General features: G+C 70.2%; 22 protein-coding genes and 3 pseudogenes. 23 read left to right on the top strand and 2 right to left on the bottom strand.

Annotated features, from left to right (window positions below):
* Nucleotides 1-49 precede the first annotated feature (49 nt).
* On the top strand, nucleotides 50-1,600 hold the full coding sequence (gene ffh, locus ACZ5PB_RS35170; RefSeq protein ID WP_468696915.1) for a signal recognition particle protein: 1,551 nt from the start codon (nucleotides 50-52) through the stop codon (nucleotides 1,598-1,600).
* 101 nt (nucleotides 1,601-1,701) lie between these two features.
* Complete coding sequence (ftsH, locus tag ACZ5PB_RS35165; RefSeq protein ID WP_468696914.1) at nucleotides 1,702-3,636, top strand: ATP-dependent zinc metalloprotease FtsH; 1,935 nt, start codon at nucleotides 1,702-1,704, stop codon at nucleotides 3,634-3,636.
* A gap of 92 nt (nucleotides 3,637-3,728) precedes the next feature.
* Here the strand turns inward: ftsH and ACZ5PB_RS35160 are convergent, their stop codons facing one another.
* Nucleotides 3,729-4,592, bottom strand: coding sequence for a class I SAM-dependent methyltransferase (locus ACZ5PB_RS35160; RefSeq protein ID WP_468696913.1), 864 nt, complete (start codon nucleotides 4,590-4,592; stop codon nucleotides 3,729-3,731).
* 539 nt (nucleotides 4,593-5,131) lie between these two features.
* Between ACZ5PB_RS35160 and ACZ5PB_RS35155 the strand changes: the two genes are divergently transcribed.
* From ACZ5PB_RS35155 to ACZ5PB_RS35060, 20 genes and pseudogenes are all read left to right on the top strand, one after another.
* A complete protein-coding gene (locus ACZ5PB_RS35155; RefSeq protein ID WP_468696911.1) occupies nucleotides 5,132-5,725 on the top strand; it encodes a hypothetical protein in 594 nt (197 codons plus the stop codon).
* A gap of 191 nt (nucleotides 5,726-5,916) precedes the next feature.
* Nucleotides 5,917-6,357 (top strand): 30S ribosomal protein S16, encoded by a 441-nt coding sequence (rpsP, locus tag ACZ5PB_RS35150; protein WP_398420563.1) that lies wholly within the window; start codon nucleotides 5,917-5,919, stop codon nucleotides 6,355-6,357.
* Nucleotides 6,358-6,359: 2 nt separating this feature from the next.
* Nucleotides 6,360-6,599, top strand: a complete 240-nt coding sequence (locus ACZ5PB_RS35145; RefSeq protein ID WP_384344508.1) for an RNA-binding protein — start codon at nucleotides 6,360-6,362, stop codon at nucleotides 6,597-6,599.
* Nucleotides 6,600-6,717: 118 nt separating this feature from the next.
* Nucleotides 6,718-7,335, top strand: a complete 618-nt coding sequence (gene rimM, locus ACZ5PB_RS35140; protein ID WP_468696909.1) for a ribosome maturation factor RimM — start codon at nucleotides 6,718-6,720, stop codon at nucleotides 7,333-7,335.
* Nucleotides 7,335-8,156, top strand: a complete 822-nt coding sequence (trmD, locus tag ACZ5PB_RS35135; RefSeq protein WP_468696907.1) for a tRNA (guanosine(37)-N1)-methyltransferase TrmD — start codon at nucleotides 7,335-7,337, stop codon at nucleotides 8,154-8,156. The genes rimM and trmD overlap by 1 nt, the downstream gene beginning before the upstream one ends.
* A gap of 129 nt (nucleotides 8,157-8,285) precedes the next feature.
* Nucleotides 8,286-8,636 carry a 50S ribosomal protein L19 gene (gene rplS, locus ACZ5PB_RS35130; RefSeq protein ID WP_468696906.1) on the top strand — a complete coding sequence of 117 codons (351 nt, stop codon included), beginning with the start codon at nucleotides 8,286-8,288 and terminating at the stop codon, nucleotides 8,634-8,636.
* 44 nt (nucleotides 8,637-8,680) lie between these two features.
* A complete protein-coding gene (gene lepB / locus ACZ5PB_RS35125; protein ID WP_468696905.1) occupies nucleotides 8,681-9,460 on the top strand; it encodes a signal peptidase I in 780 nt (259 codons plus the stop codon).
* Nucleotides 9,453-10,545: pseudogene (gene lepB / locus ACZ5PB_RS35120) on the top strand (signal peptidase I); the annotation flags it as partial. The gene lepB (ACZ5PB_RS35125) and the pseudogene lepB (ACZ5PB_RS35120), both read left to right, overlap by 8 nt.
* Entirely contained in the window at nucleotides 10,433-11,551 is a 1,119-nt protein-coding gene (gene lepB / locus ACZ5PB_RS35115; RefSeq protein ID WP_468696903.1) for a signal peptidase I, read from the top strand. The pseudogene lepB (ACZ5PB_RS35120) and the gene lepB (ACZ5PB_RS35115), both read left to right, overlap by 113 nt.
* A gap of 46 nt (nucleotides 11,552-11,597) precedes the next feature.
* The gene (gene lepB / locus ACZ5PB_RS35110) at nucleotides 11,598-12,332 is read left to right on the top strand and encodes a signal peptidase I (RefSeq protein WP_468696902.1); all 735 of its coding nucleotides are present in this window, start codon (nucleotides 11,598-11,600) and stop codon (nucleotides 12,330-12,332) included.
* Entirely contained in the window at nucleotides 12,329-12,835 is a 507-nt protein-coding gene (locus ACZ5PB_RS35105; protein ID WP_468696901.1) for an NUDIX hydrolase, read from the top strand. Before lepB (ACZ5PB_RS35110) ends, ACZ5PB_RS35105 begins: the two co-directional genes overlap by 4 nt.
* A 55-nt stretch (nucleotides 12,836-12,890) precedes the next feature.
* Complete coding sequence (locus ACZ5PB_RS35100) at nucleotides 12,891-13,199, top strand: DUF2469 domain-containing protein (protein ID WP_185034425.1); 309 nt, start codon at nucleotides 12,891-12,893, stop codon at nucleotides 13,197-13,199.
* Nucleotides 13,200-13,357: 158 nt separating this feature from the next.
* Entirely contained in the window at nucleotides 13,358-13,732 is a 375-nt protein-coding gene (locus tag ACZ5PB_RS35095; protein ID WP_468696900.1) for a YraN family protein, read from the top strand.
* Nucleotides 13,732-15,375 carry a YifB family Mg chelatase-like AAA ATPase gene (locus tag ACZ5PB_RS35090; RefSeq protein WP_468696899.1) on the top strand — a complete coding sequence of 548 codons (1,644 nt, stop codon included), beginning with the start codon at nucleotides 13,732-13,734 and terminating at the stop codon, nucleotides 15,373-15,375. Before ACZ5PB_RS35095 ends, ACZ5PB_RS35090 begins: the two co-directional genes overlap by 1 nt.
* Nucleotides 15,372-16,052: pseudogene (locus ACZ5PB_RS35085) on the top strand (DNA-processing protein DprA); the annotation flags it as partial. The gene ACZ5PB_RS35090 and the pseudogene ACZ5PB_RS35085, both read left to right, overlap by 4 nt.
* Before the next feature lie 56 nt (nucleotides 16,053-16,108).
* Nucleotides 16,109-17,308 carry a tyrosine-type recombinase/integrase gene (locus ACZ5PB_RS35080; RefSeq protein WP_468696898.1) on the top strand — a complete coding sequence of 400 codons (1,200 nt, stop codon included), beginning with the start codon at nucleotides 16,109-16,111 and terminating at the stop codon, nucleotides 17,306-17,308.
* A gap of 388 nt (nucleotides 17,309-17,696) precedes the next feature.
* Nucleotides 17,697-19,772, top strand: a complete 2,076-nt coding sequence (locus ACZ5PB_RS35075) for a site-specific integrase (protein WP_468696896.1) — start codon at nucleotides 17,697-17,699, stop codon at nucleotides 19,770-19,772.
* Between the two features lie 34 nt (nucleotides 19,773-19,806).
* Nucleotides 19,807-20,310, top strand: a pseudogene (locus ACZ5PB_RS35070) (DNA-processing protein DprA); the annotation flags it as partial.
* A gap of 291 nt (nucleotides 20,311-20,601) precedes the next feature.
* Nucleotides 20,602-21,438, top strand: coding sequence for an RNA polymerase sigma factor WhiG (gene whiG / locus ACZ5PB_RS35065; RefSeq protein ID WP_399440276.1), 837 nt, complete (start codon nucleotides 20,602-20,604; stop codon nucleotides 21,436-21,438).
* Between the two features lie 110 nt (nucleotides 21,439-21,548).
* The gene (locus ACZ5PB_RS35060) at nucleotides 21,549-22,109 is read left to right on the top strand and encodes a TetR/AcrR family transcriptional regulator (protein ID WP_468697054.1); all 561 of its coding nucleotides are present in this window, start codon (nucleotides 21,549-21,551) and stop codon (nucleotides 22,107-22,109) included.
* Here ACZ5PB_RS35060 and ACZ5PB_RS35055 read toward each other — a convergent pair.
* On the bottom strand, nucleotides 22,063-22,854 hold the full coding sequence (locus ACZ5PB_RS35055; RefSeq protein WP_468696895.1) for a peptidoglycan DD-metalloendopeptidase family protein: 792 nt from the start codon (nucleotides 22,852-22,854) through the stop codon (nucleotides 22,063-22,065). The genes ACZ5PB_RS35060 and ACZ5PB_RS35055 overlap by 47 nt on opposite strands.
* 296 nt (nucleotides 22,855-23,150) lie before the next feature.
* On the opposite strand from ACZ5PB_RS35055, the gene rpsB reads away from it, so the two are divergent.
* Nucleotides 23,151-24,083 (top strand): 30S ribosomal protein S2, encoded by a 933-nt coding sequence (rpsB, locus tag ACZ5PB_RS35050; protein ID WP_468696893.1) that lies wholly within the window; start codon nucleotides 23,151-23,153, stop codon nucleotides 24,081-24,083.
* The last annotated feature ends 101 nt before the right edge of the window (nucleotides 24,084-24,184 follow it).

Genomic DNA, 24,184 nt, shown 5'->3' with positions numbered 1-24,184 from the left:
GCTGGGAGTCAAACTCACCCGCCCCCTACTCCGAGGACCAACGAGCGCCGTGTTCGATACCCTCTCCGACCGCCTCAGCGCGACTTTCAAAAACCTCCGCGGAAAAGGCAGGCTCTCCGAGGCGGACATCGACGCCACCGCCCGCGAGATCCGCATCGCCCTGCTGGAAGCGGACGTGGCCCTGCCCGTCGTCCGGGCCTTCATCAAGCAGGTCAAGGAGCGGGCGTCCGGCGCCGAGGTCTCCAAGGCGCTGAACCCGGCCCAGCAGATCATCAAGATCGTCAACGAAGAGCTGGTCGGCATCCTCGGCGGCGAGACCCGCCGTCTGCGGTTCGCCAAGTCCGGCCCGACCGTGATCATGCTCGCGGGTCTCCAGGGTGCCGGTAAGACGACCCTCGCCGGAAAGCTGGGCCTCTGGCTCAAGGGGCAGGGCCACTCCCCGCTCCTGGTCGCCTGTGACCTCCAGCGCCCCAACGCCGTCAACCAGCTGAGCGTGGTCGCCGACCGCGCGGGTGTCGCGGTCTACGCGCCCCAGCCGGGCAACGGCGTCGGCGACCCGGTCACGGTCGCCAAGGACTCCATCGAGTACGCGAAGACCAAGCAGTTCGACGTGGTCATCGTCGACACCGCCGGTCGTCTCGGCATCGACCAGGAGCTGATGCAGCAGGCCGCGGACATCCGCGACGCCGTCAGCCCCGACGAGATCCTCTTCGTCGTCGACGCGATGATCGGTCAGGACGCGGTCAACACCGCGGAGGCCTTCCGCGACGGCGTCGGCTTCGACGGCGTCGTGCTCTCCAAGCTGGACGGTGACGCCCGTGGTGGTGCGGCGCTGTCGATCGCGCACGTCACCGGCCGTCAGATCATGTTCGCGTCCAACGGCGAGAAGCTGGACGAGTTCGACGCGTTCCACCCGGACCGCATGGCCTCGCGCATCCTCGACATGGGTGACCTGCTCACCCTGATCGAGCAGGCGGAGAAGACCTTCAGCCAGGAAGAGGCCGCTCAAATGGCCTCCAAGCTGGCGTCCTCCAAGGGCAAGGACTTCACCCTCGACGACTTCCTGGCCCAGATGGAGCAGGTCAGGAAGATGGGCTCGATCTCCAAGCTGCTCGGCATGCTGCCGGGCATGGGGCAGATCAAGGACCAGATCAACAACATCGACGAGAAGGAAGTCGACCGCGTCGGCGCCATCATCAAGTCGATGACCCCCGCCGAGCGCGCCGAGCCGACGATCATCAACGGCTCGCGCCGTGCTCGTATCGCCAAGGGCTCCGGCGTCGAGGTCAGCGCGGTGAAGGGCCTGGTCGAGCGGTTCTTCGACGCCCGCAAGATGATGTCGAAGATGGCCCAGGGCGGCGGCATGCCCGGCATGCCGGGCATCCCCGGGATGGGCGGCGGCCCCGGCAAGCAGAAGAAGCAGGTCAAGCAGGCCAAGGGCAAGCGCAAGAGCGGTAACCCGATGAAGCGCAAGGCCGAGGAGCAGGCCGCCGCCGAGCGGCGCGAGCAGGCTGCCCAGGGCGGCGGCGCGTTCGGTCTTCCCGCTGGTCAGGGCGGCAAGGACTTCGAGCTGCCGGACGAGTTCAAGAAGTTCATGTAGCTCATGTAGCTCATGCAGTTCCTGTAGCTCTGTGGCTCACATCGCCGTGGGCACCCTCCCCCGAGGGTGCCCACGGCTTTTTTGTGTCGTAACGTCCGGATATGAGCAACCCCGTGCCGCCGCGCCAGACCCCTGACCAGCCGTGGCGTTCGGAGGGTGCGCCGCCACCGCCGCCCGAGAAGAAGAAGATGCCCGGCGGGTGGGGCCGGCTGGCGATGACGGCGCTGCTCGTCTATCTGCTCACCAACATCGTGCTCGGCTTCTTCAACGAGGGCGACGAGCCGACCATCGCGTACACCGAGTTCAGCAAGCAGGTCACCTCGAACAACGTCTCCAGGATCTACTCCAAGGGCGACGCGATCCAGGGCGAGCTGAAGAAGGAACAGCCCGTTCCCGACTCCGACAAGAAGGACGCGAAGTACACCAAGTTCCTCACCCAGCGCCCGGCCTTCGCCGACGACAAGCTGTGGGACGAACTGACCAAGGACGGCGTCACCGTCACCGCGAAGCCGGTCGTCGAGGAACGCAGCTTCCTCTCCAACCTCCTCATCTCGCTCGCCCCGATGCTGCTCCTGGTCGCGCTCTGGGTGGTCATCGCGCGGCGGATGAGCGCCGGCGGAATGGGCGGCGGGGGCATGGGCGGCCTCGGCCGCAAGGCGCCGCCGAAGCCGGTCGAGATGGCCGAGCACAAGCGCACCACCTTCGAGGACGTGGCGGGCATCGACGAGGTGGAGGGCGAGCTCGAAGAGGTCGTCGACTTCCTCAAGAACCCGGAGGAGTACCGGAAGCTGGGCGCCCGGATGCCCGGCGGGGTGCTGCTGGCGGGTCCTCCCGGCACCGGAAAGACGCTGCTGGCGCGGGCGGTGGCGGGTGAGGCGGGAGTTCCGTTCTTCTCGGCCTCGGCCTCGGAGTTCATCGAGATGATCGTGGGCGTGGGCGCCGGGCGGGTACGTGAACTCTTCGCGGAGGCGCGCAAGGTCGCCCCGGCGATCATCTTCATCGACGAGATCGACACCATCGGCCGGGCCCGCGGCGGCGGCTCCGGCATGGGCGGCCACGACGAGCGCGAGCAGACGCTCAACCAGATCCTCACCGAGATGGACGGCTTCTCCGGCTCCGAGGGCGTCGTCGTCATCGCCGCCACCAACCGCGTCGACGTCCTGGACCCCGCCCTCACGCGGCCAGGACGCTTCGACCGTGTCGTCACCGTCAGCCCGCCCGACCGGGGCGGCCGCGAGGCCATCCTGCGGATCCACACGCGCCCCATCCCGCTCGCCGACGACGTCGACCTCGCCCAGGTCGCCCGTACGACACCCGGAATGACCGGCGCGGACCTCGCCAACCTGGCCAACGAGGCGGCGCTGCTCGCGGTCAAGCGCAAGCAGAGCGCCGTGACGCAGGCGGACCTCTCCGACGCGCTGGAGAAGGTCCAGCTCGGTGCGGAACGGCCGCTGGTCATGCCGGAGGAGGAGCGCCGCAGGACCGCGTACCACGAGAGCGGTCACGCACTGCTCGGCATGCTCCAGCCGGGCGCCGACCCGGTCCGCAAGATCACCATCGTGCCGCGCGGCCGGGCGCTGGGCGTGACGCTGTCCACGCCGGACGCGGACAAGTACGCGTACACCGAGGAATATCTGCGCGGCAGAATCATCGGCGCGCTCGGCGGGATGGCCGCCGAGCAGGTCGTCTTCGACGTGATTACGACAGGTGCCGAGAACGACTTGGAGCAGGTCACCAACCTGGCCAGGGGGATGGTCGGCCGCTGGGGGATGAGCGAACGGGTCGGCCGTCTCACCGCCATCCCGTCCGATGCGCAGCAGGCGTACGGACTGTCGGCCGCGCCCGCGACGCTCGACGCGGTCGACAGCGAGATGCGGCGCATCGTCGACGAGTGCTATGCGCAGGCGCTGCGGCTACTGAGGGAGAACCGGCCGAAGCTGGACGCGCTGTCGCGGGCACTGCTGGAGAACGAAACGCTGGAGGAGGCGGCAGCGTACGAAGCGGCCGGCATCCCCCGCCTCCACAAACCGACCTGAGGGGCCGCGCCCCTGAGTACTCAGGGGCGCGGGGAACTGCGCGGCCGGCCACATGGGACCCGAGCAATGCCCCCCCCGCGCAGCGGGGGTGGTCAGGGTTTGCGGGCGATCAGGTAGCGGAAGACGTTCGGCATCCACACCGTGCCGTCCGCGCGGAGGAAGGGGTGGAGGGCCTCCACCAGTTCCTTCTCGACCTGGGCCGGGTCCGTGGCCCGTTCCGCCGCGTCGAAGAGGCCCGTCGAGAGAAGGCCCCGTACCGCACTTTCCATGTCCCCGTACCCGAAGGGGCACGCCACCCGCCCCGAGCCGTCCGGTTTGAGGCCGGCGCGGGAGGCCACGTCCTCCAAGTCGTCGCGGAGGGCGGGACGCCACCCGCCGGAGGTGCGGAGCGTGTCCGTCAGCCGGGACGCCACCCGCAGCACCGCCGACGTGGCGCAGCGCTCGGCCGGACCCCAGCCGGTCAGCACGACCGCACTCCCGCGACCGGCCAGCCGCACCGCCTCGGCCAGCGCGGGCGTCAGGCCGTCCGTGTCACCGGCCGCGCAGCCGATCGGGGCGAAGGCGGTCACCAGGTTGTACGGAGCGACGCCCGCGTCCGCGGTGGCCGCGGGGCCGCCGCAGACCACGCCCGCCGCGAGGTCCTCCCCGTCCGGCCGGCCGGGAGCACCGTCGCCGTGGAGCCGGGTCCGTGCCAGTGCGATCCGCGCGGCGTCGGTGTCGGCACCGGCGACCCGCGCACCGCGGGAGGCCGCGACGAACAGGGCCAGACCCGCGCCGCAGTCAAGGCCGAGCAGCCGGGTGGCAGGGCCTACCTCCAGCCGCTCGTACACCGCTTCGTAGAGCGGCACCAGCATCCGTTCCTGGATCTCGGCCCAGTCACGCGCGCGTGTGTGCGCGCGCGTGCCCAGAGGTGCCGAGGCCGCGCTCGGGTGGTGCTGGACGAGCGTAGGTGTCATCGAAAGCGCCCCAATCCGCCGAGAGGTCGGTCGTACCCGATATGGCAACCCCCGTGCTGTGTGCGCGTCGGCACTCCCCCCATATGTCAGGGAACTCCGCATCCGTGCCCAAGTCCAGGGGGCGACAGGGCAATTGCTCACGCACTGTGCGAGCGCACCCCCACGGTGCGCCCCGAGGGCCCCGGGGGCCGGGAACCGGTCGTACGGTGTCTGGTCCGCGTGCCCGGCGGGCGGCCGGTGCGGCTCCGGCGGGCCGGGCCCCGGCCGCGCGCGGCACTCCCGTACCGCGGCAGCCGGAGGGGGACGCCGGTCGGCACAGGTGCCCCGGGCGCCGACAGCCGCCCCGGGAAGGGTGGTTCGGGTACGCGTGGGGACGTACGCGGGGATACGTCCCCGGGCGGTGACGGCCGCGCGAGGGCCGCCCGGATCGGCGCAGTCGCCCTCGTCGTGACGCATCAGCGGGAACTGACTGGTACGTGCAAATTATTTGGGATGCCCCGGAATAGGAACACGGGGGCCCTCCGGCTCGTTGTCACGTCGTGAGCACGACACCACCTGTCCTCGCCGCAGAGCTGGCGCAGGCGTGGGCCGACATCCAGCGGTACCACCCCGAGCTGCCCGATCTTGCCGCGCCCGAGTCCCTGATCGGAGAGTCATCGTCCGCCTGCGGCGTGGCTCTCTCCTTCGAACGACTGCTGCACGAGGCAGTACACGGAATCGCCGCAGCCCGCGGCGTCCGCGACACCTCGCGCGCCGGTCGCTACCACAACCGCAGATTCCTCGCGATCGCCGAGGAGCTGGGTCTCGACCACCCGGAGGAGCCGCATCCCAGCAGCGGGTTCTCCCTGGTCGCGCTCAACCCCGAGGCGAAGCGCCGCTACCGCCCCACGATCGAGCGGCTGACCCGCGCCCTCAAGGCGCACACGGTCGCCACGGCCGCGGACACCAAGCGCTCCTTCCGGGGCCCCGCCGCCCGGCACGGATCCTCCGGGGGAGGGGTGCGGGTCAAGGCCGTCTGCGACTGCGGGCGCAATGTGCGCGTGGTCCCCTCGGTGCTGGCCCAGGCCCCGATCGTGTGCGGCGGCTGCGGCAAGCCGTTCCGTATCCCGGACGTGGTGGCCGCCGCTAGCTGAGGCCGTCGAGCGGGCCCCCGGCCGGGGATCGGCGCGTCGCTGGTGTGTGGCACAATGGACAGCTGTACTCGACAGCCGCACAGGACCCCTCTCTCCTCCGGCTGACGCGTCCATCGGGCACCCCGAGTACCGCAACCCCACGTGGCATCCCGTTGTGCCCAACCACGTCAATACCAGGAGAGAACACTCCAGTGCTCAAGATCAAGCTGAAGCGCCTCGGTAAGATCCGTTCGCCTCACTACCGCATCGTCGTCGCCGATGCCCGTGTGCGCCGTGACGGCCGTGCCATCGAAGAGATCGGCCTGTACCACCCGGTGCAGAACCCGTCGCGCATCGAGGTCAACGCCGAGCGTGCCCAGTACTGGCTGTCCGTCGGCGCCCAGCCGACCGACGCCGTGCTCGCCATCCTGAAGCTCACCGGTGACTGGCAGGCCCACAAGGGTCTCCCGGCCCCGGCGCCGCTGCTGCAGCCGGCGACGAAGGAAGACAAGCGCGCTTCCTTCGACGCGTTCGCCAAGGCCCTTGAGGGTGGCGACGCCAAGGGCGAGGCCATCACCCCGAAGGCGAAGAAGGCCGACAAGAAGGCGGACGAGGCCCCGGCCGACGCCGCCGCTGAGTCGACCGAGGCCTGATCATGCTCGAGGAGGCTCTTGAGCACCTCGTGAAGGGCATCGTGGACAACCCCGACGACGTGCAGGTCGCCTCGCGCACCCTGCGTCGCGGACGCGTCCTTGAGGTCCGGGTGCACCCCGACGACCTCGGCAAGGTGATCGGCCGCAACGGCCGTACCGCCCGCGCCCTGCGTACCGTCGTGGGGGCCATCGGTGGCCGTGGAATTCGCGTCGACCTCGTCGACGTGGATGCCGCCCACTGAGCATCAGGCAGCAGAGCATTACCGGCAGGGGCCGGGGAGGGCTGAGAGGCCCGCCTCGGCCCCTTGTCGTTTCCACGTCGTTCCACCGGGAACGTCCGTCGAACAGGAGAGAACGAGAGTGCAGCTGGTAGTCGCGCGGATCGGCCGCGCCCACGGGATCAAGGGCGAGGTCACCGTCGAGGTGCGCACGGACGAGCCCGAGCTGCGGCTCGGCCCCGGCGCCGTACTGACCACGGACCCCGCCGCGGTGGGCCCGCTGACCGTCGAGACCGGCCGGGTGCACAGCGGCAGGCTGCTGCTGCGGTTCGCGGGCGTCAAGGACCGCACGGCGGCCGAGGCCCTGCGCAACACCCTCCTGATCTCCGACGTCGATCCCGAGGAGCGGCCCGAGGACCCGGACGAGTTCTACGACCACCAGCTGGTCGACCTCGACGTGGTCCTCGCCGACGGCACGGAGATCGGCCGGATCACCGAGATCACCCACCTGCCCTCGCAGGACCTGTTCATCGTGGAGCGCCCCGACGGCAGCGAGGTGATGATCCCCTTCGTGGAGGAGATCGTCACCTCGATCGACCTCACCGAGCAGCGCGCGGTCATCGACCCGCCGCCCGGCCTGATCGACGACAGCGAGGCGGTCGTGGCCTCGGCCCGCGACGAGGACGCCGACCAGGACGCCGACGAGGTCGCCGAGAAGGACGCCGACGAGGACGCCACCGGGCCGGAGGGCAAGGCCTGATGCGGCTCGACGTCGTCACGATCTTCCCCGAGTACCTGGAACCGCTGAACGTCTCCCTGGTCGGCAAGGCACGCGCGCGCGGCGTCCTCGACGTCCAGGTGCACGACCTGCGCCGGTGGACGTACGACCGGCACAACACCGTCGACGACACCCCCTACGGCGGCGGCCCCGGCATGGTCATGAAGACCGGCCCCTGGGGCGACTGCCTCGACCAGGCGCTCGCCGACGGTTACGAGGCCGGGGCGCACGGCCCCGCCATGGTGGTGCCCACCCCCAGCGGCCGCCCCTTCACCCAGGAGCTCGCGGTCGAGCTCTCCGCACGCCCGTGGCTGCTCTTCGCCCCGGCACGCTACGAGGGCATCGACCGCCGGGTGATGGACGAGTACGCGACCCGGATGCCGGTGTACGAGGTCTCCATCGGGGACTACGTACTGGCCGGCGGCGAGGCGGCGGTGCTGGTGATCACCGAGGCGGTGGCCCGGCTGCTGCCCGGCGTCCTCGGCAACGCCGAGTCCCACCAGGACGACTCCTTCGCCCCCGGCGCGATGGCCAACCTGCTGGAGGGGCCCGTCTACACCAAGCCCCCCGAGTGGCGCGGGCGCACCATCCCCGAGGTGCTGCTCAGCGGGCACCACGGGAAGATCGCGCGCTGGCGGCGGGACCAGGCACTGCGCCGTACGACCGCCCACCGGCCCGACCTGATCGAGCGCACCGACCCCGCCGCCTTCGACAAGAAGGACCGGGAAATGCTCTCCATCCTGGGCTGGGGCCCCGGCCCCGACGGCCGATTTGGGCCGAGCCCCGAGGCCGTGGAAGAATAGGGCGCTGTTGTCCGTCCACGTGCGCCCCTGCCACAGGGGGAACGACGCCCGTCACGACGCGAACAGCATTCCCTTCAGCTCCGATATGCCGCTGATGACCTGTGGCATCAGCGAAGAAAGCAGACATACATGTCTCACCTGCTCGACGCCGTCGACGCTGCCTCGATCCGCAGCGACGTCCCGTCCTTCCGCCCCGGTGACACCGTGAACGTTCACGTGCGCGTCATCGAAGGCAACCGCTCCCGTGTGCAGCAGTTCAAGGGTGTAGTCATCCGCCGCCAGGGTGCGGGCGTCCGCGAGACCTTCACGGTCCGCAAGGTCTCCTTCTCCATCGGCGTCGAGCGCACCTTCCCGGTGAACTCCCCGATCTTCGAGAAGATCGAGGTCGTGACCCGCGGTGACGTCCGTCGCGCGAAGCTGTACTACCTCCGCGAGCTGCGCGGCAAGGCCGCCAAGATCAAGGAGAAGCGCGACAACTGATCGCGCCTCTGGCGTCCGGGACCGGCCGGATAGGCTCGGATCCGATGGACACCGAAGCAGCAGCACCACACACGGAGCGCGACCGCTCGCCCGAACCCCCACAGGGTCCGGTGCGGCGGTCGCGCTCCGCGCGTTTTCCGGGGTTCGTCGCGCTCGTACGGGCCGTACTGCGCCGCCCGCTGCTGCTCGCCGTCGCCTGTGTGGCCTTCCTGCTGCTGCTCAGCGGCTTTGTGATGCAGCCCTTCCTGATCCCCAGCACCTCGATGCAGCCCGCCCTCCAGGTGGGCGACCGGATCATGGTCAACAAGCTGGCGTACCGTTTCGGCGCCGAGCCCCGGCGCGGTGACGTGGTCGTCTTCGACGGCCGGGGCTCCTTCGTACGGGAGGAACCCGAGGTCAACCCGCTCGGGGGTGCGCTCCGTTGGGGCGGTGCGGCGCTCGGCCTCGTGGAGCCCGCCGAGACGGACTTCGTGAAGCGGGTGGTGGGCGTGGGCGGCGACCGGGTGGTCTGCTGCGACAAGCGGGGGAGGCTCCAGGTGAACGGGACGAGCGTGGCGGAGCCCTACCTGTATCCGGGCAACCCCCCGTCCGAGGTGCCCTTCGACATCGTCGTGCCCGACGGGACGCTGTGGATGCTCGGCGACCACCGGTCCCGCTCCCGCGACTCCCGCGACCACCTGGGCAGCCCCGGCGGAGGCATGGTGCCCCTCGACCGGGTGATCGGCAGGGCGGACTGGACCGGCTGGCCGCTGGGGCGGTTCGGCCCGCTGGAGCGGACCGACGCCTTCAGCGACGTACGACAGCCGGCCGCGTCCCATGGGTAGCCGGGGGCGGGACCGGACACGGACGGCACCGGACACACCCGGCGAGACGCCGCTGCCGACCGGCAGCCGGCCCACCGGGACCCGGGCCCCGGCCGGGCCGGGACGGGCCGAGCGGCGCAAGCTGGCCCGCCGGGTGAAGCGGCGGCGGCGCAGGTCGGCGATCAAGGAGATACCCGTCCTCATAGTCGTGGCGCTGCTCATCGCGCTCGTACTGAAGACGTTCCTGGTGCAGGCGTTCGTGATCCCGTCCGGCTCGATGGAGCAGACGATCCGGATCGGCGACCGCGTCCTGGTCGACAAGCTGAGCCCGTGGTTCGGGTCCCGTCCCGAACGCGGCGAGGTCGTCGTCTTCAAGGACCCGGGCGGCTGGCTGGAGCACGAGAAGAAGCCCGCGGAGCCGGACCCGGTGGGGATAAAGCAGCTCAAGGAAGGGCTGACCTGGATCGGGCTGCTGCCGTCCGCGGACGAGCAGGACCTCATCAAGAGGGTGGTCGCGGTCGGCGGTGACACCGTGAAGTGCTGTGACAAGAATGGTCAGGTCACCGTCAACGGCGTGCCGCTCAGTGAACCCTATGTATTTCCGGGCGACCGGCCCTCCAAGATCCCGTTCGAAGTGAAGGTGCCCGAGGGGCGGCTCTTCGTCATGGGCGACCATCGGTCGAATTCCGCCGATTCCCGCTATCACCTGGACGAAAAGTTCCAGGGAACGGTCTCGGAGGAGGACGTCGTCGGCCGCGCCGTCGTCATCGGCTGGCCCATCGGGCACTGGCGGCAGCTGGAGGTGCCCGAGACGTTCGCCCGGATCCCCGAGCCGCGTGCCAAGTCGGCCGCTGCGGGGGATCGGTCGAATAGGGTGGCGTCCCAGGATCGTTGAGGTCCTACTCCCGAGCCCAGGGGAACTCCCGCTCGTTATGGGAGTGGTGGGCCTGCGCCTTGTCGGGTGCGGGCTGTGGCACGGAGTGAGGAGTGGACGTGGGGGATGTGGCGGTCGGGGCCCGGTCCGGGCACGACGGATCCGAGGAGAACCCCGAGCCCGGGCGGCGCAGCGAAGCCTCCCCGCCCGGCACCACGGACCCGGCTCCGACGAGTGCGGCTCCCGGAGGTGCGGCCGTCAACGGGCCGGTGCCCACGGGTGCGGCTCCCGCGGGTCCGGTTCCCACGGGTCCGGTTTCCGGGGGCGCGGTGACAGGGCAGACGAATGGTGAAGCAGTGAGCGACTCGGACAACGGCCCGCAGCGCGGCGGCGGTGGCGGCGAAGGCGGCGGCCACGGCGGCAGCGGCGACGACCCCGAGGGCGACGGGTCCTCGGGCGGCGGGCGCAAGCAGCGTTCCTTCTGGAAGGAACTGCCGCTGCTGATCGGCATCGCGCTGCTCCTCGCCCTGCTGATCAAGACTTTCCTGGTGCAGGCGTTCTCGATTCCCTCGGAGTCGATGCAGGAGACCCTCCAGAAGGGCGACCGCGTCCTGGTCGACAAGCTCACCCCGTGGTTCGGCGCGGAGCCGGAGCGCGGCGAGGTCGTCGTCTTCCACGACCCGGGCGGCTGGCTCCTCGACACCAAGGTGGCCGAGCCCAACGCCGTACAGACCTTCCTCAGCTGGATCGGCCTGATGCCGTCCACCGAGGACAAGGACCTCATCAAGCGGGTCATCGCGATCGGCGGTGACACGGTGGAGTGCAAGACCGGCGGTTCGGTCAAGGTCAACGGCGTCGCGCTGGACGACAAGTCGTACATCTCGCCGCAGGGCACCCCGTGCGACGACAAGCCCTTCGGCCCGCTCAAGGTGCCGGACGGCAAGATCTGGGTGATGGGCGACAACCGGAAGAACTCCCTCGACTCCCGCTACCACCAGGACATCAAGGGCGGCGGCATGGTCGACAACGAGGAGGTCGTCGGACGGGCCGTCGTCGTGGCCTGGCCGATCAGCCGCTGGGCGACGCTCCCCGTACCCGACACCTTCGACCAGCCCGGTCTGGCGAAGGCCACCGCCGCCGCCGTCTCGGTCGCGCCCGGCGCACTCGGTCTGGCCGGTGCGGTCCCGCTGGTGATCTGGCGCCGCAGGAAGCTGACCGTCCGGCGTACCGACGGGTAGGGTGCCGTCCCAGATCGTTGATCTCCGATACAGGGGGAGCGCTGGGATGGGCGAAGCAGGGCGTACGGAAGAACGTACGGCAGACGGCCGCGGCCGCCTCGGCAATGTGCTGTCGGGGCTGGCCGTGGCCGTCGGCTGTGTGCTCTTCCTCGGCGGATTCGCCTGGGGCGCGGTGGTCTACAAGCCGTACACGGTCCCCTCGGACTCGATGACTCCGTCGATCAACACCGGGGACCGGGTGCTCGCCGAGCGGATATCCGGCGACCAGGTGCGGCGCGGGGACGTGGTGATCTTCACCGACCAGGCGTGGGCGGCGATGCCGATGGTGAAGCGGGTGGTCGGCGTCGGCGGCGACAAGGTGGTCTGCTGCGACAAGCAGAGCCGGCTGCTCCTCAACGGGAAGCCGCTCGACGAACCGTATCTGCGCTCCCAGGCCGACACCGCCACCCAGACCTTCAGCTCCACCGTGCCGGAGGGCCAGCTCTTCCTCCTCGGCGACGAGCGGCGCACCTCGGTGGACTCCCGGGGCCACCTGATGGACGCGGGCAAGGGCACGGTCCCGGTGTCCGAGGTGGATGCCAGGGTGGACGCGGTCGCCTGGCCCGTCGGCGGCGTGCTGGAGCGGCCGCAGACCTTCGCGGGGCTGCCCGGCGGGGTCTCGGAGCCGGGGCCGGTGAAGCTCCTCGTGACGGCGATCGTGGCGGGTGTGGTGCTGATCTTCGGCGGGGCCGCCTACGGGCCGCTGTCGAAGCTGGGCGGACGACGGAAGGCGCGCGCATGAGCACGGTGGACAAGGCACGGAACCGGCTGCGGAAGGTCGCGCGGGTCATCCTGCTCGACCCGCAGGACCGCGTACTGCTGATGCACGGCTTCGAGCCCGATGACCCGGACACCCGGTGGTGGTTCACGCCGGGCGGCGGTCTGGAGGGCGACGAGAGCCGGCCCGAGGCGGCACTGCGCGAGCTCGCCGAGGAGACCGGGATCACGGACGTCGAGCTCGGTCCTGTCCTCTGGCAGCGGATCTGCTCCTTCGACTTCGACGGGCGGCGCTGGGAGCAGGACGAATGGTTCTATCTGGCGCGTACGCGGCAGACCGAGGCGGTGCTGACCGGGCTGACGGAGCTGGAGCGGCGCAGCGTCGCCGGTCTCCGGTGGTGGTCCTCCGCCGCACTTCTCGCGACGCGTGAGACGGTGTACCCGACCAGGCTCGCCGAGTTGCTGCGCACGCTGCTCGACGAGGGTCCCCCGAGTACGCCGATCGTCCTGGCCCCGGAAACCGAATAGGGGCGTACGGGGCTGGCGCACAATAGGGGGACGCACGGCTGAAGGGGAACATGCCATGAGCGCCGAGGACCTCGAAAAGTACGAGACCGAGATGGAGCTGAAGCTCTACCGGGAGTACCGCGATGTCGTCGGTCTGTTCAAATATGTGATCGAGACCGAACGGCGCTTCTACCTCACCAACGACTACGAGATGCAGGTGCACTCGGTCCAGGGCGAGGTGTTTTTCGAAGTATCGATGGCGGACGCGTGGGTCTGGGACATGTACCGGCCCGCCAGGTTCGTCAAGCAGGTGCGGGTGCTCACGTTCAAGGACGTGAACGTGGAAGAGCTCAACAAGAGCGATCTGGAGCTGCCGGGCGGCTGAGGACTTCCGGGGGGCTGAGGACCCCGTAGGGCTGAGGACCCCTGTGGGAGTGAGGACCCCCGTGGGAGTGACGGAGTTTTCCACAGGGACGAGGTTGTCCACCAAGATCCACTAGTTCGCGGGGATTGCGTCACATTCGGTTCCGGAGGTGGAACCGAATGAACGCGAAGACAAGCACACCGAGCGGGAGCCTGGGCCGGTACGGCGAGGACCTGGCGGCCCGCTGGCTGGCCGAGGTCGGGATGTCCGTGCTGGAGCGCAACTGGCGCTGCCGGGCGGGCGAGATCGACATCGTGGCCAGGGACGGCGACGCACTCGTCGTCTGCGAGGTCAAGACCCGCCGTACCAGCCCCTTCCAGCACCCGATGGAAGCCGTCCCGCCGCGCAAGGCCCGCCGCCTGCGCGCCCTGGCCGAACTCTGGCTGCACGAGCACGGCGGACCCCCGCCCGGCGGCGCCCGGATCGACCTCGTGGGCGTCACCCTGCCCAGGCGCGGCTCCCCGGTCGTGGAGCACGCGCGGGGGGTGGCCTGATGGGATTCGCGCGTACGTGTTCCGTGGCGCTGGTCGGCGTCGAGGGCGTGGTCGTCGAGGTCCAGGCCGATCTGGAACCGGGGCTCGCGGCATTCGCCCTGGTGGGACTGCCGGACAAGAGCCTGGTGGAGAGCCGGGACAGAGTGCGGGCGGCCGTGGCCAATTCCGGGGTCGCATGGCCGCAGAAGAAGCTGACCGTGGGGCTGAGCCCGGCGTCGGTGCCCAAGAGCGGCAGCGGGTTCGATCTGGCCGTCGCCGTCGCCGTGCTGGGGGCTGCCGAGCGGATCGACCCGAGGGAGATCGCCGATCTTGTCATGGTCGGGGAGCTGGGGCTCGACGGCAGGGTCAGGCCGGTGCGCGGGATCCTGCCCGCCGTGCTCGCCGCGGCCGAGGCCGGATACCGGCAGGTGGTGGTGCCCGAACAGTGTGCGGCGGAGGCCGCGTTGGTCCCGGGGATCTCGGTGCTCGGGGTACACAGCCTGCGCCAGCTCATCGCGGTGCTCGCCGGGGAGGAGGTGCCCGACGAGGAGCCGGTGGAGGAGGGGCGGCCCGACGCGATGCTGGCCGGGCTCATGGTGCCCGGCGCGGGGGCGGGCACCGGACTGTCGCCGGGCCGCGCGGACGAGGGGCCCGACCTCGCGGACGTGGGCGGACAGGAGGTGGCCCGGTTCGCGCTGGAAGTGGCGGCGGCGGGCGGGCACCACCTCCTGCTGCACGGGCCGCCGGGCGCGGGCAAGACCATGCTCGCCGAGCGGCTGCCGGGGATCCTGCCGCCGCTCACCCGGCAGGAGTCCCTCGAAGTCACCGCCGTGCACTCGGTGGCCGGCATCCTGCCGCCCGGCGAACCCCTGGTCACCAGGGCGCCCTACTGCGCACCGCACCACTCCGCGACCATGCAGTCGCTGGTCGGCGGGGGCAACGGGCTGCCGAGACCCGGAGCGGTCTCGCTCGCGCACCGGGGAATTCTTTTTATGGACGAAGCGCCCGAATTCACCGCGAAATCCCTCGATTCGTTGCGCCAGCCGCTGGAGGCCGGGTACGTGGTGGTGGCGCGCAGCGCGGGAGTGGTGCGGCTGCCCGCCCGGTTCCTGATGGTGCTCGCGGCCAATCCCTGCCCCTGTGGGCGGCACGGGCTGAAGGACGCGGCGTGCGACTGCGGGGCGGCGACGGTGCGCCGTTACCAGGCGAGGCTGTCCGGGCCGCTGATCGACCGGGTCGACCTCAAGGTCAGGGTCGAACCGGTGCAGCGCACCGACCTGATGGCGCAGGGCGGGCGCGGGGAGTCCACCGCCGAGGTGGCCGCCCGGGTGCGCGCCGCGCGGGAGCGGGCCGCCGCCCGGCTCGCGGGCACCCCCTGGACCAACAACAGCGAAGTGCCCGGCCATGAACTGCGCACCCGCTGGCAGTCAGTTCCTGGTGCGCTCGGCGCCGCCGAACGCGACATGGAGCGCGGGATGCTGACCGCACGCGGCTTCGACCGGGTGCTCCGGGTCGCCTGGACCGTCGCCGACCTCTTCGGGCACGAGAGGCCCGACCAGGAGGACCTGGAAATGGCACTGGAGCTGCGGACCGGCGTGGACCGGGGAGCGATCCGGGCCTGCCGGGCGGCCCACGGCGCCCTGGCGGCCGGGGGAGCGGGATGAGCGCCGCGGCAGGACCGTCCGAGGCGGAACGGCTGGCCAGGGCCGCCCTCACCGGGATCATCGAACCGGGCGACGAGACCGGCGGGCGCTGGCTGCGCGAGCACGGGCCCGTGGAACTGCTGCGTCGGCTCACCGCGACCGCACCCGGCGAGGACGAAGCACTGGCCGGGGCCAGTGGCAAGCGCGTCGCGGGCTGCCGGAACAAGGCCGCCGCCGTCGACCCGCTGCGCTACCTCGCGGCGGCGGAGGCCGTCGGGGGCCGGCTCGTGTGCCCGGGCGAGGAGGAGTGGCCCAGCCAATTGGACGACCTGGGGGACGCCAGGCCCGTCGCCCTCTGGGTGCGCGGCCGCGCCGACCTGCGGATCTGGGCCCTGCGCTCGGTCGCCGTCGTCGGCGCCCGCGCCTGCACACCGTACGGGGCCCACATGGCGGCGGCCCTCGGCGCGGGGCTCGCGGAGCGCGGCTGGGTGGTGGCGTCCGGGGCCGCGTACGGAGTCGACGGGGCCGCCCATCGCGGGGTGCTGGGCGCGGGCGGGGCGACCGTCGCCGTACTGGCCTGCGGGATCGACACCGTCTATCCGCGCGGGCACGCCGAGTTGATCGGCCGGATCGCCGAACAGGGCCTGGTGGTCGGCGAGTTGCCGCCGGGCGGCCATCCGACACCGAGCAGGTGTGTTAACTGCACCTTCTCCGCCTCGTTAGACAGGGCGATTCGAGCCCCAGGAGATGTGACGTGCAGGAGCTTTGTCGTGCCCTGATCGAGGGCCGGGTGAGTGTGCCCCGGGTTGGTTCCGTCGTCGAGCTGAAGACGATGCACCCGAAGTACGCCGTCCTTGATCCTGACGGTGGGGCCGTCGAGCCCGCCGTTCCCTACCTGCGAGAGCTGGCGCTGAACGACAACCGGCCGCTCACCAGCAGAAGCTATGCCTACGACTTGCTGCGTTGGTTCAGGTTGCTGTGGTTCCTCGACGTGGCATGGGACCGAGCGACCGAGACCGAGACATCGGCCCTGGTCGGGTGGATGCGAACCTCAGTGAACCCGCAACGTCAGCGGAAGTGCCCTACCGCCCCGTTGCCTGGCTCGGTCAACATCAAGACCGGGAAGCGCTACCTCAAGGCGGGATACGCTCCCTCGACGATCAACCACAACCTCACGGTCGTCAGCAGCTTTTACGCCTTCCACCGCCACCACAGTCGCGGGCCAGTGATCAGCCCAGTTCCGGAGTCGTCTGCCCAGCGGAGGGCTCTGGCCCACCGGGACCCCGATGCCAGCAGGCAGGAATTTAGGCGGTCACGGCTTCGTCAGCGGGTTCCGAAGACCGAGTCCCGAGCGATTCCGGACAGGATGTGGGACGAGCTGTTCGAGGTCATGACCCATGATCGTGACCGGGCTGCGGTCCTGCTCTATGTCTCCAGCGGTGCTCGCGCGGGTGAACTTCTGGGGGTCACTCCGGGCGACATCGACTGGCCTGGCCAGATCATCCACGTTGCTACCAAGGGCACCGACGATCGAGAGCCGGTGCCAGCCAGTCCGCAGGCTCTGGTCGTTCTGGCGGCCTACCTTGACCGCGCGGGCCTGCCACCGGCCCACGAACCGGTCTTCCGGACACGCCGGGGCCCGGAAAGGCCGCTCACTTACTGGGCGATGAGGCGGGTAATCCAGCGCGCGAACGACAAGCTCGGCACGAACTGGACCCTGCACGACCTGCGGCACACGGCGGCGACCCGCATGGCCAACGACCCGAACCTCACGCTCGCACAGGTCCGGGCGATTCTGCGGCACGCAGACCTCGCGACGACCGGCCGCTACCTGAACGCCCGGGTCGAGGATCTCTTCGACGCGCTGCAAGCGCACTACAACCGGCCACGGGTCGAGCGGACAATGGCACCTGGCTACGACGCCGACGACTTCAGGGCGGTGTTCGGTGGCTAGCCGCGCGACGATCGAGACCTTCACCCCCCGACACCGACGGCAGAACTACAGCGAGGCCAAAGAGCCCCAGCCCTGGACCCAGTTCCAGCGGGCTCGGCTCCGGGCCGAACCCGCCGAGAGGCCCGAGAATCCGCCGGCCCCGTTCGGTGACCTCTCCAGGATCGGCATCGAGGAGCTCTGCGTTCTGATCACGCAGCTCCTGAAGGACAGGAACCGGTCCGTCGCAGAGAAGAGACGGGCGGGCATCCGCGCACTCTTCCGCCACCTGGCGACCCTTCCGGGGGACACCTGGCAGGAGCGGTGGGAAGCGAGCCGCTTCAACAGCGAGGACGCCTGCTCTGTCACTGTCCTGGCCCCCGCCGAAAGCACCCACCGGAGGGGCAACCTGGTGGCCGCGGCGAAGCTGGCGTTCTGCATGAGGATCATCCAGCCCTCTCTTTCAGGGTTCCGCGCGAACCGGTTCCCCGGTTACGCCGAACAGTTCCGCCTCGCGCAGAAGGACCCGCGTCTCGACGCCTTCTTCGAAGCGGCCCACTCCCACCCTCGGCTCAGTTCGGTCCACCAGGAGCGGGCACTGTTCGACGTGACCTGCGCGCTGACGACGCAGGGGATCGGGCTGGAGCATCTGACTCCGGCCGCGCTGCTGCACTATTCGATGGAGAACAAGCGGCTCGGGCTCACTCACGGGGCCTGCAACCAGGACCGGACCCGCTTCGCGGCTCGGGGGGCCTGGGAAGTTCTGCACCGCATGGGTCACTTCCCGCACGACACCGCCCCGACTCTGCGCGGAGCCCTCTCCCAGGGGCAGCACTCGGTCGAAGAGCTCGTCGACCGCTACGGGATCAAGAACACCGAAGTCCGTCAGCTTTTGATCGACTACCTTCTCCGGCGGAAGTCGGACACCGACTACACCACCCTTGACGGGCTCTCCCGCCAGTTGGCCAGCGTCTTCTGGGCCACCATCGAGCGCATCAACCCCGACCAGGCGGACCTTGCGCTGAGCCCGGAGGTCTACGACCAGTGGCGGGCAGAGGTTCAGTACTGGCAAAACGACAAGACGAAGCTCCGGATGGACGTCGCGGCCGTGCTGCTGACCGTTCGGGGGCTCTACATGGACCTGCACAGTTGGGCTGTTGCCGAACCCGAGCGGTGGGCTCGGTGGGTCGCTCCCTGCCCGATCCTGCCCCGTGACCTGAAGGGCTTCGGGAAGCGGCGCCGGGAGATCTACCGGCGGATGGCTGACCGGACCCGGGTCCGTCAGCCGCTTCTGCCCGTTCTCGTTCAGCACGTCGAGGCACGGCACGAGCACCTGGCGGGCCTCCTCGAAGCAGCCCGTCCTGTTCCACTGGGGACGATGTTCGTCCATCACGGGCACCGCTACCGCCGCACGGATTCGCAGGAAGACCGCCGCCGGACCAAGATCGCGGAGGGACCTTCGGTCCGGGTCATCGACCAGGGCACCGGCAAGCTGATCAACCTGGACCAGGCCGAAGACCTCGCGTTCTGGGAGTGGGCCGCGGTTGAGATCCTCCGCCACAGCGGTATCCGGGTCGAGGAGCTGACCGAGCTCACTCATCTCAGCATCCGCCAGTATCAGCGGCCCAACGGCGAAGTCATCGCCCTGCTGGTGATCGCGCCCTCGAAAGGTGAACGCGAGCGTGTCATCCCGATGTCTCCCGATCTCTTCCACGCCATTGCCCAAGTCGTCCGCCGCCAGACCCGCGACGGGCAGGCAATCCCTCTCCTGAGCCGCTACGACCCCCAAGAGAGAGTCTGGTCGGAGCCCATGCCCTTCCTCCTCCAGCGGCAGAGCGGGACCCTCCACAGCGTGATCGCAGCCCGCACCGTGCTGCTGATGCTGGACCGGAGCTGCAAAGAGATCGCACAGACGAACCCGGCCTTCGCCGGCACCAAGTTCACCCCGCACGACTTCCGGAGGATCTTCGCCACCGACGTCGTCAACGGAGGTCTGCCCATCCACATTGGCGCCGCCCTGCTCGGACACCTGAACCTGCAAACCACGCAGGGCTACGTCGCGGTCTTCGCCGAGGATGTCGTCAGCCACTACCAGAGCTTCCTCAACAACCGCCGGGCCCAACGGCCCGAGGGCGAGTATGGCGAGGTCACCCCGGAAGAGTGGGCGGAGTTCGAGGAGCACTTCGACAAGCGCAAGGTCGAGCTGGGCAACTGTGCTCGCCCTTACGGATCGCCCTGCCGACATGAGCACGCTTGCATTCGATGCCCGATGCTCCAGATCAACCCGAAGATGCTGGCCCGGCTGGCAGAGCTGGAGAAGGACCTGCTCATGCGCCGCAAGCGAGCCGAAGAAGAGCAGTGGCTCGGCGAGATCGAGGGCATCGATCTGACCCTGACCTTCCTTCGCACCAAGCAAGCCGACGCCGCCCGATCACGACGGGCCCCTGTCGACCTTGGCCTCCCCCTACCTCGCGCAGAACGCAACTGATCCATCCAACAGCCCAGTTGGACAAGTGCAGAGAAGGTTCGTGCTGCGCAACCGGGTCATCGCGGCCCTCACCCGGGGCACCGTCGTCGTGGAGGCCGAGTACCGCAGCGGATCGCTCGTCACCGCCCGCGCGGCCCAGCGGCTGGGCCGCTTCACCATGGGGGTGCCCGGACCCGCCACCAGCGGGCTCTCGGCCGGGGTGCACGAACTGCTGCGCGGCGAGGCCGTCCTGGTCACCGACGCCGACGAAATCGTCGAACTGGTCGGGGAGATCGGCGACCTCGCCCCGAACCGGCGCGGACCCGTACTGCCGAGGGACCTGCTGGATCCCGTCACCGCACGCGTACTTGAGGCGCTACCCGCCCGCAGTGCCGTCGACACGCGGGGCGTCGCACGCGAAGCGGGAACCACCGGGGACGAGGCGCTCGCCAGGCTGTACGAACTGCACTCCCTCGGGTTCGTCGAACGCCACGGCGACGACTGGCAGTTGGCGTCAAGCGCGGTACGCGCGGCACACGCCCGGCGAGGCGGTGCTTGACCAGGGGCGTCCGAGTGAAAAGGTAAAGACGATGACCTTTGAATCATGCTCAGAACCCCGGCCGGAGCAGCCGTGCGCCGTGGTGGCGCCGGCGCGGGGGCGTGCACCGGGGGCGTCAACCGGACGGCTCCGTCCCATATCCTTCGCGCACTGCGACGCCGCAGTCACGCTACGCTCGCAAGGATTTCGCCCCGCTCAGGCATCGAGTACGGCCCCCGGCACCTACCCAGCGCGCACCCAGCACCACATCAAGTCCCGCTCACATCACAGCAGAACGGCTCAAGGCAACGCATGCCCCAGCACACCTCCGGGTCTGACCGCGCGGCAGCTCCCCCCGCTGCCCGCGGTCCCGTACGGCCCCCGGCGCCCTCGTCCGTGGACGAGCTGTGGCGGTCGTACAAGACCACGGGCGACGAGCGGCTGCGGGAGCAGCTGATCCTGCACTACTCGCCGCTGGTGAAGTACGTCGCGGGCCGGGTCAGCGTGGGGCTGCCGTCCAACGTCGAACAGGCGGACTTCGTGTCCTCCGGGGTCTTCGGGCTGATCGACGCCATCGAGAAGTTCGACATCGAGCGCTCCATCAAGTTCGAGACGTACGCCATCACCCGCATCCGCGGCGCGATGATCGACGAACTGCGCGCCCTGGACTGGATCCCCCGCTCGGTACGGACCAAGGCCAAGGCCGTCGAACGGGCCTACGCCACCCTGGAGGCCCAGCTCCGCCGCACCCCCTCGGAGGGCGAGGTCGCCGCCGAGATGGGCATCGCCGTGGAGGAACTGCACGCGGTCTTCAGCCAGTTGTCGCTCGCCAACGTGGTCGCCCTGGAAGAGCTGCTGCACGCGGGCGGCGAGGGCGGCGACCGGCTCAGCCTGATGGAGACGCTGGAGGACACCAGCGCCGACAACCCCGTCGAGGTCGCCGAGGACCGCGAGCTGCGCCGACTGCTCGCCCGCTCGATCAACACCCTCCCCGACCGCGAGAAGACCGTGATCACCCTCTACTACTACGAGGGCCTCACCCTCGCCGAGATCGGGAATGTGCTCGGCGTCACGGAGAGCCGGGTCAGCCAGATCCACACCAAGTCGGTACTGCAGCTCAGGGCCAAGCTGGCGGACGTCGGCCGCTGAGGCGGCGGGGGCTCCGGGGGCCGCTGAATCGTCCCTGCCGGGTGTACCCGTCGTCATCGCGGGCGCACATCCGTAGAGTGGAGCCCGTGCCAAGGATTCGAGCGGCCTCCGTGGCCGAGCACCGGATGATGCAGCGCAGTGCCCTGCTGGACGCTGCACGCTCCCTCCTGTCCGAAGGCGGTACGGAGGCTCTGACCTTCCCCGCCCTCGCCGAGCGCACGGGCCTGGCCCGTTCCTCGGTCTACGAGTACTTCCGCTCCCGGGGGGCGGTCGTCGAGGAGCTGTGCGCCGTCGACTTCCCCGTCTGGGCGGGCGAGGTCGAGACCGCCATGGCGGCCGCAGACACCGCCGAGGGCAAGGTCGAGGCGTACGTGCGGCAGCAGCTGACGCTGGTCGGCGACCGCCGTCACCGCGCCGTCGTCGCCATCTCCGCGAGCGAGCTGGACGCCGGCGCCCGGGAGAAGATCCGTGCCGCGCACGGCGGGCTGGTCACGATGATCGGCGACGCCCTGCGCGAACTGGGCCACGAGCAGCCCCGGCTCGCCGCGATGATGCTCCAGGGCGTGGTCGACGCCGCCGTGCGCCGCATGGAGCTGGGCGGCGCCGCCGAGGAGCCCGCCGTGATCACCGAGGCCGCGGTGTCGATGGCGCTGCGCGGCGTACGGGGCTGATCGGACCCGGACCCGGTCCCGGACCCGGGCCCGGTCCCCGGGGCGGACCCCCGCCCGGGCCCCGTATCCGCCGACGACGCAGTGCGTACGCCACCGCCGCGGCGGCCGTCAGGGCCAGCCCGTGCAGGGCGTCCGGGGCGAGCCCCGCGACGTTCGCCGCACGCCCCACCCCTTCCGGGGGTACGGGCCCTGGAAGCAGAGGTTCCGGCGGCCCCGGCGGCGGGATCCCGAACACCGGCAGCAGCCTGGGCGGCCCCCGGTGCAGCAGCCCCGGCGGCAGCAGCGACAGCGGGTCCAGATAGGTCTCGCCCCGCAGCAGCCCCCAGTGCAGACAGGCCGCCGCCGGACAGTGGTACGCCCCCGGCTCCAGCACCGCCACCACCTGGCCCGCCGTCACCACGTCGCCCTTGTCCACCACGGCGCGCACCGGTTCGTACGTGGTCCGCAGCGGCGGGTCCCCGGAACCCGGCAGCGTGATCGACAGCACTCCGCGGCCCGCCACCCGGCCCGCGAAGGACACCGTGCCCGGGGCGGCCGCCCGCACCTCCTCGCCGGGACCGGCCGCCAGGTCCACCCCCCGGTGCCCCGCCGCGTACGGCGTGGGCGGCGGCTCCCAGCCCCGTACGACAGCGGGCCGCACACCCACCGGCCAGGCGCGGCCGGACGGTCCTTCCGCCGCGCGGACGGGCCCCGCGGACAGGACGAGGGCCAGCGGCAACAGCATCGCGATCACCAGTCGGTACATGCCGGAAACGGTCCCGCAGCGGGCCCGATCGCGGGGATCATGGACCGTTTCTGTGGACGGCCGGACGGTTGTGGACAACGCCGTCACCCGGCACTGTGCGGGTCCCGTACACTTCTTGTGGCGATCCGGGTCACCGGGTCGACTTCGCACGTCCCGCCACCACCCACTCCTCAGCGGTCGGTGGCAGCGTCGCTCGGTCCCCAAGGGTTCACTCCTCAACGGTCACGACGCGTGGGACGTCAGGCGCGACCGCCGTCCGGCGGAAGTGATAACCGAGTACCTCAAGGAGTACGGCCATGGCCGTCGTCACGATGCGGGAGCTGCTGGAAAGCGGCGTCCACTTCGGTCACCAGACCCGTCGTTGGAACCCGAAGATGAAGCGTTTCATCTTCACGGAGCGCAACGGCATCTACATCATCGACCTCCTGCAGTCGCTGTCGTACATCGACCGCGCCTACGAGTTCGTGAAGGAGACCGTCGCCCACGGCGGTTCCATCATGTTCGTCGGTACGAAGAAGCAGGCCCAGGAGGCCATTGCCGAGCAGGCGACCCGCGTGGGCATGCCCTACGTGAACCAGCGCTGGCTCGGCGGCATGCTGACCAACTTCTCCACCGTCTACAAGCGCCTCCAGCGCCTGAAGGAGCTGGAGCTCATCGACTTCGAGGACGTGGCCGCGTCGGGCCTCACCAAGAAGGAGCTCCTGGTCCTCTCGCGCGAGAAGGCCAAGCTGGAGAAGACCCTCGGCGGTATCCGCGAGATGTCGAAGGTTCCTTCCGCGGTGTGGATCGTCGACACCAAGAAGGAGCACATCGCCGTCGGCGAGGCGCGCAAGCTGCGCATCCCGGTCGTCGCGATCCTCGACACCAACTGTGACCCCGACGAGGTCGACTACAAGATCCCCGGCAACGACGACGCGATCCGCTCCGTCACGCTGCTCACCCGCGTGATCGCCGACGCCGTCGCCGAGGGCCTCATCGCCCGCTCCGGTGCCGCCACGGGCGACTCCAAGCCGGGCGAGAAGGCCGCCGGCGAGCCGCTCGCCGAGTGGGAGCGCGACCTGCTTGAGGGCGACAAGAAGGCTGACGAGGCTCCGGCCGCCGACGCCGCTGCCGCTGAGGCCGCCCCGGCCGCCGAGGCCGAGGTCCAGACCTCCGCCGAGACCGAGAAGGTCGCGGACGCCGAGGCTGCCGAGGCTCCGGCCGCTGCCGCGGACGCCGAGCAGGCCTGACCCAGCCCTTAACGGCTGATCGACGGCGGGGGATGGGGCGCCAAGCGCGTCCCGCCCCCGCCGTTCACCCGTAGATCGCGTCGATCCGGTCACCCCGTAGA

Source organism: Streptomyces sp. NPDC032721, assembly GCF_055579625.1.
Note: the sequence above shows the minus strand (reverse complement) of the source record. Positions and strands in the feature narration are given on the sequence as shown.